This window comes from Candidatus Aegiribacteria sp., from assembly GCA_021108005.1.
Taxonomy (GTDB): Bacteria; Fermentibacterota; Fermentibacteria; order Fermentibacterales; family JCC-6; genus Aegiribacteria.
In genome coordinates, this window is record JAIORS010000003.1 from 1 (window position 1) to 5,473 (window position 5,473).

Genomic DNA, 5,473 nt, shown 5'->3' on the forward strand with positions numbered 1-5,473 from the left:
ATTAGTTTTTTTTTAATCGGATGGAGTAGTCAGTTGAAATTGATAATAGTGCTTTCTGTCTTGGCGATCTGTGCTTCCACCGGTGCTATCGATATCGAATATCCTGAAGCCAGAGTTACCGATCAGGTGGATGATTACTTCGGAACACTCGTTCCGGATCCATACCGTTGGCTTGAGGATGTTGATTCCGCTGAAACACTGGAGTGGATAGCTGCCCAGAACGACCTCTGGGAGGGTTTCATCGAGGATATCCCCCGCAGAGAATGGATAAGAGAAAGATTTGAGGATATTTACGACTACCAGCGCTATTCAATGCCTTACAAGAGAGGTGAGCGCTACTTTTTCACCCTCAACGACGGGCTTCAGGATCATTCCTTGTTCTGCTACCGAGAGACCCTTGATGCTGAACCGATTGTGCTTATCGACCCGAACGAGTTTCCAGTGGAGGAAAGGCTGTCTCTTGCCGGAACCGTCGTAACCGATGACGGTAATCTGCTCGCCTGGGCGACCAGCGGGAGCGGATCGGACTGGTCCACATGGTACATAATGGATATAGAGACACAGGCTGCTCTGAATGATACTATCCTCTGGACAAAGGGCGGGGTCAGCTGGAACGGTGATAATTCAGGTTTTTACTATACCAGATACGAACAGCCCGAGGAGGGTCAGGAATATATAGAGCGAAACGAGAGCCAGAGTATCTTCTTTCACCGTCTTGGCACTTCGCAGAATCAGGACAGTCTGATTTACGAGCGACCGGACAAGCCTGAGTGGTTCCTGGGAGCCTATGAGACGGACGACGGCAGATACCTGATAATCTGGGTCTGGGATTCCAGTCTTGTGAGAAAGAACGGGATATTTTACATAGATCTCCTCTCAGAAGAGAAACAGATTGTGGAATTCCTTGGGGATTTTGATGCTCGATACTCACTGATCGGTAACATAGGTGAAGAATTCTATATTCATACAGATCTTGACGCACCACACGAAAGAATTGTCTGCATCAACATAACCAACCCTTCCCGTGATAGATGGAGAGAGATAGTTCCCGAGGCAGAGGAGATACTGGAGAGTGCCTCTATCCTGAACAACAGTGAGTCGCTGGTCCTGCAGTATTCGTGGGACGCCTTCAATAAAATGCATCTGTACAGCATTAATGGCGAGTTTCAGAAAGAACTTGAACTTCCCTGCCGGGGAACAGTCTGGGGATTCTGGGGTCTTCAGTCAGACACCGAAACTTTCTACCTATTCAGCTCTCTCCTCCATCCAGGAGAAGTTTACAGTTACGATTTCGAGACCGGTGAAAGCGCCTTCCTCTGGGCACCTGAAATAAACGCGGATCTTTCAGGATACGAAGAAGAACAGGTTTTCTATGAGAGCCACGACGGAACGATGATACCCATGTTTCTTGTCTACCCGAAGGATATTGAGCTGGACGGGTCGAACCCCACGCTGCTGACCGGCTACGGAGGATTCGGGGTTTCGATGAGACCCTGGTTCAGTACAGCCAGGCTTGTCTGGCTTGAGATGGGCGGAATCTACGCTATTCCCTGCATCAGAGGGGGTGGAGAGTACGGTGAGGAATGGCACATTGCCGGAATCAAGGGAAATCGTCCGATTGTATTCGGTGATTTCATCAGAGCTGCGGAGTACCTTATAGAGGAAGGCTACACCTCAACGCCGAAACTTGCCATCTCCGGGGGCTCCAACGGGGGAACTCTGGTCGCGGCATGCCTGAACATGAGACCGGATCTTTTCGGTGCAGCTTCTCCAGCCATGGGAGTGATGGATTTGCTTCGCTTTCACATGTTTACAATGGGAAGGGCCTGGATCTCAGAATACGGTGATCCCGATGATCCTGATGAATTTGAATTCCTTCTCAATTACTCTCCATACCACAACATAGAACCTGATATCGAATATCCTCCGGTTATGATATCAACTGCGGATCACGATGACAGAGTGGTTCCGGGACATAGTTTCAAGTACGGAGCCAGGCTGCAGGCTGCTCAGGCCGGAGATGCGCCCATTCTGATGTCGATTCATGCAAGAGCCGGACACGGTGGAGCAGTGGGCCTGTCAGAAGGTCTGGACCAGATATCCGATATGTACGCGTTTTTCTGGCAGATGCTTGGAATGAGCGAGTAAACGAAAATCGAGATACATAAGGAACAGTGGTATTCATGAAAGCTGTGCATTTCAGAACAGAGAAGCTCTAAGGAAGGTCTCAATGCCCATGGTCGAAGCCATGAAAATAATTGATTATCTCCCTCATACTGCTTCAATACGCCAGAAGAGCATACAGCAATAGGAACCTTGATTTCAAGCCGTTCCGGGAATTTAAACATTTATCAATTTAACCGGACCGGACAGAATGCTGCAAACCTTCACTCAGATAAAGGAACCACCTCGGTCACTTCCTCAAGCATGTAAACAACAGGATACCGCTCAGGGTTACTGGTGTTGGCGACAACACCGTAGGGTCCGATATTAACAGCCCAGCCAGATGTCTCCTGCCAGTCGGGCATGACCAGCATACAATCGTACATGAACTCCCCGGTGTCACTGAAGATATGGTAGAGTGTATCCACTCCACCGCCCTTCACCCAAAGTCTCCCTGTACCATCAACCATCATGGTATGTACGGCAGGATGGTATTCAGTTGGCTCAAGGTTGAATCCTTCATCATTTCCTGTTCTATCAATCCAGTTCTGACTTGCCAGTTCAAGCGAGCTGTCTATGTCCTCCTGAGAACGCCGAACCGGCTCATAATCGTGGTCTATACAATACAGGGTATCCCCCTCGGGTGAGTAACAGGCAATACTGAAGGTTTCTTCAGACCTGTCAGATATGTATACCCTTCCATTCTGATCCGCTGTGAATACCATGATCGTAGCTTTCTGATAATTACCGCAGGGATCGAAGAGAGCTATTTTCCTTCTGTAGATGATTTCCGGTTCATCAGAACCTCTGAACAGAGCTATCTCGCAACCGGCGGAATCAGGTTCCCGGAATACGGGCAGGAAGCCAACGAATCCCATATCCGGAACAGAATAGACGCACCTTGGGCTTATCCCCTCTTGAGAAGTGAACACCACCTCTTCGATCAGTGAGAATTCGGAGTTGAACCACGCAAGTTTACCTCCGAACAGATCCGCAAGCATAATGATACCTGAATCGTCGCAATCCAGTCTATTCAATCCTCTGAACTGACCTGAACGGGTGCCTTCCGGATTGAACTTCCGGATGTACTCACCCTCCGGCGTGTAGAATTTCACGGTTGTTATCGACCAATCCAGTACTCCTATGCTGCCGTCAGGGAAAACGCGGCATTCCAGGACATCGCCAAACACATAGCGGGAATCACCTGCATCAATCCCGATAGAATCATAGGGCACCAGATAGTGAAGAGTATCCGCACCGGCTGATTCCCCCGGCGCAGTATTCCCCGAATCGTATCCGCAACACGAAAAGAGCACAAGAATTACAAACGCAGATATGACATATTTCATCTTTCCTCAGCTTTCCGAGCCTGACTGCTCGACTCAGAGAATTTGCTCAACTGAATTCTCAGATCACAAATCCAGTTCCTAATCGTTCCGATTGATTATCTCACCCATGAAGCCCGATTGCAAAGTTCCCAGAAAACGTCATTCACGTAGCGGGAATATTGTTCCCGCTTCTTCCACGTGAGTCGAGATAGATGATTACTCCGGCACTGATCCATGCAATTGAAACCGCAAGTATTGTCGCATATGAATAGGAACTGAATACATCATAAAGAAATCCACCAAGGGAAGGTCCGGAAATTCCCGCAACTCCGTACGCAAGGAAAACCAGAGGATAAATATTTCCCACCGCCCGGCTGCCATAAAGTGTTGCCACATGTGCGGCATATAGAACAAAACAGGCACCGAAGCTGAATCCGATGAAGAGCGAAGCCGTCAGAAAACCTGCATACGGGAGCGGAAGCAGCAACGCCAGCATCGCGATTCCCAGAAGTCCCAGAGAGAGTGGTATAGCAATATTCTTTATTCGGTCGTAAACAACTCCCCAGACGAAACGCCCCACCATGTTGCCGATTGAAAACAGACCGATGGCAGACGCGGCCTGCGCGGAAGTGAAATTCCATGAAATCCCTATCGGTGCCAGATTCCCTATAACAAGCAACCCTCCGAACGTACCGGCGAACATCCCTACTACGAGGGATATGAAGCGCGGCTGCCGGAGCGACTTCCCGATAACTGATCCACTGTCGTCCTTCCCTTTTATCATATCCGGCGGGAGTTTGAGAAACAGCGCGCAAACGATAAGTATCACTCCTGCAACCAATCCTACTCCCAGGAATACTTGCATCACATCAATCCCGTTACTCATCATCCCGTTAGCGATCCTGGACAGAAGAATCGCGCCACCGCCAAATCCCATAACCGCTATACCGGTTATCAAACCTCTCCTCTTCGGGTACCATTTGATGGCAGTCGCAAGAGCGCAGACATAACCGCAGCCAATGCCAATACCGGACAGAACGCCTATACCGGCAGCAAGAATCAGGAATGATCCGTTTGATTGCGAGGATAGAATGTATCCAGCAGCGAAAAAGAGAGCTCCGATAAAAGAAACAACACGAGGTCCGTACTTTTCCTGGAATCGTCCTGCGAAGATCATTGCAACAGAAAATACAGCTATCGTAATTCCGAAGATGCTTCCCGTCTGGCCACCGGTCATACCGTAAACATTTCTTAATACGGGAGTGTAAATGCTCCATGCATACACGCCGCCAAGGCATATCTGCATGACTACAGCACTTACTATTACCTGAATACCCTTTTTCATAAAACGTCCTATCGTGAGCATCCATGATGATGCCGTGAGATTCCGAATACTACTTATTCACTCAATCTCAAAGTTCAACAGCATGTCCAGATCAACCTTATCTGAAATTCCACTTCTTCCAAGAGCGCTGACTAATGCATCAACAGGAATAACCGGATTGCGATGAAGATAGAAAAACAGCGCATATAGAGCTGCGCCCCTGGCTCCCGCCATTCCATGGAAATCATGATTGAGGACTTCAGCTCCGGTTAGTGGCGTATCGATATTCTCATCAATAATGAGCAATCCATTTTTCATGCGCTCTATGACAGCTCTGCAATGTTCCAGGCCGTCTTTCGAGACAATTATCACTACATCCGGATTCTTGACCCCTGTGAAAAGGATAGGATCGGGAGAAACAATGATTTCGGTACTGGAAAACCCGGTGCCCACTGTTACAGGATAATTTCCCTTTTTTGAAACCTCCAGGCCGGATGCGATTGCTGCCTGAGCGAAAAGCTCAGTTGCTAGTTGGACACCTCCTCCAGCGGAGCCGCTCAGTATTAATGAAAGGGGATCCTTCAGTTCCGAATGGAATTCGATCTCTATTTCATTCTTTTCTTTAAACAGGGATATCGGATTATCACGGAGATGCACC

Annotated in this window: 4 protein-coding genes; 1 reads left to right on the forward strand and 3 read right to left on the reverse strand. The window is 48.6% G+C overall.

The genetic code is table 11. The features are described from left to right. Nucleotides 1-87 precede the first annotated feature (87 nt). Complete coding sequence (locus tag K8S15_00170) at nucleotides 88-2,148, forward strand: prolyl oligopeptidase family serine peptidase (GenBank protein MCD4774447.1); 2,061 nt, start codon at nucleotides 88-90, stop codon at nucleotides 2,146-2,148. Between the two features lie 239 nt (nucleotides 2,149-2,387). Here the strand turns inward: K8S15_00170 and K8S15_00175 are convergent, their stop codons facing one another. The 3 genes from K8S15_00175 to K8S15_00185 all read right to left on the reverse strand — a co-directional run. Next, nucleotides 2,388-3,512, reverse strand: a complete 1,125-nt coding sequence (locus K8S15_00175; protein MCD4774448.1) for a hypothetical protein — start codon at nucleotides 3,510-3,512, stop codon at nucleotides 2,388-2,390. Nucleotides 3,513-3,654: 142 nt separating this feature from the next. Then, a complete protein-coding gene (locus tag K8S15_00180) occupies nucleotides 3,655-4,836 on the reverse strand; it encodes an MFS transporter (GenBank protein ID MCD4774449.1) in 1,182 nt (393 codons plus the stop codon). Between the two features lie 57 nt (nucleotides 4,837-4,893). Continuing rightward, nucleotides 4,894-5,473 (reverse strand): 2-oxoacid:acceptor oxidoreductase family protein (locus K8S15_00185; protein ID MCD4774450.1); only part of this gene is annotated, 580 nt, incomplete at its 5' end.

Coding starts and splice junctions, on each gene's coding strand:
- K8S15_00175 (MCD4774448.1), bottom strand. CDS start 3,512: ATGAAATATGTCATATCTGCGTTTGTAATTCTTGTGCTCTTTTCGTGT.
- K8S15_00180 (MCD4774449.1), bottom strand. CDS start 4,836: ATGAAAAAGGGTATTCAGGTAATAGTAAGTGCTGTAGTCATGCAGATA.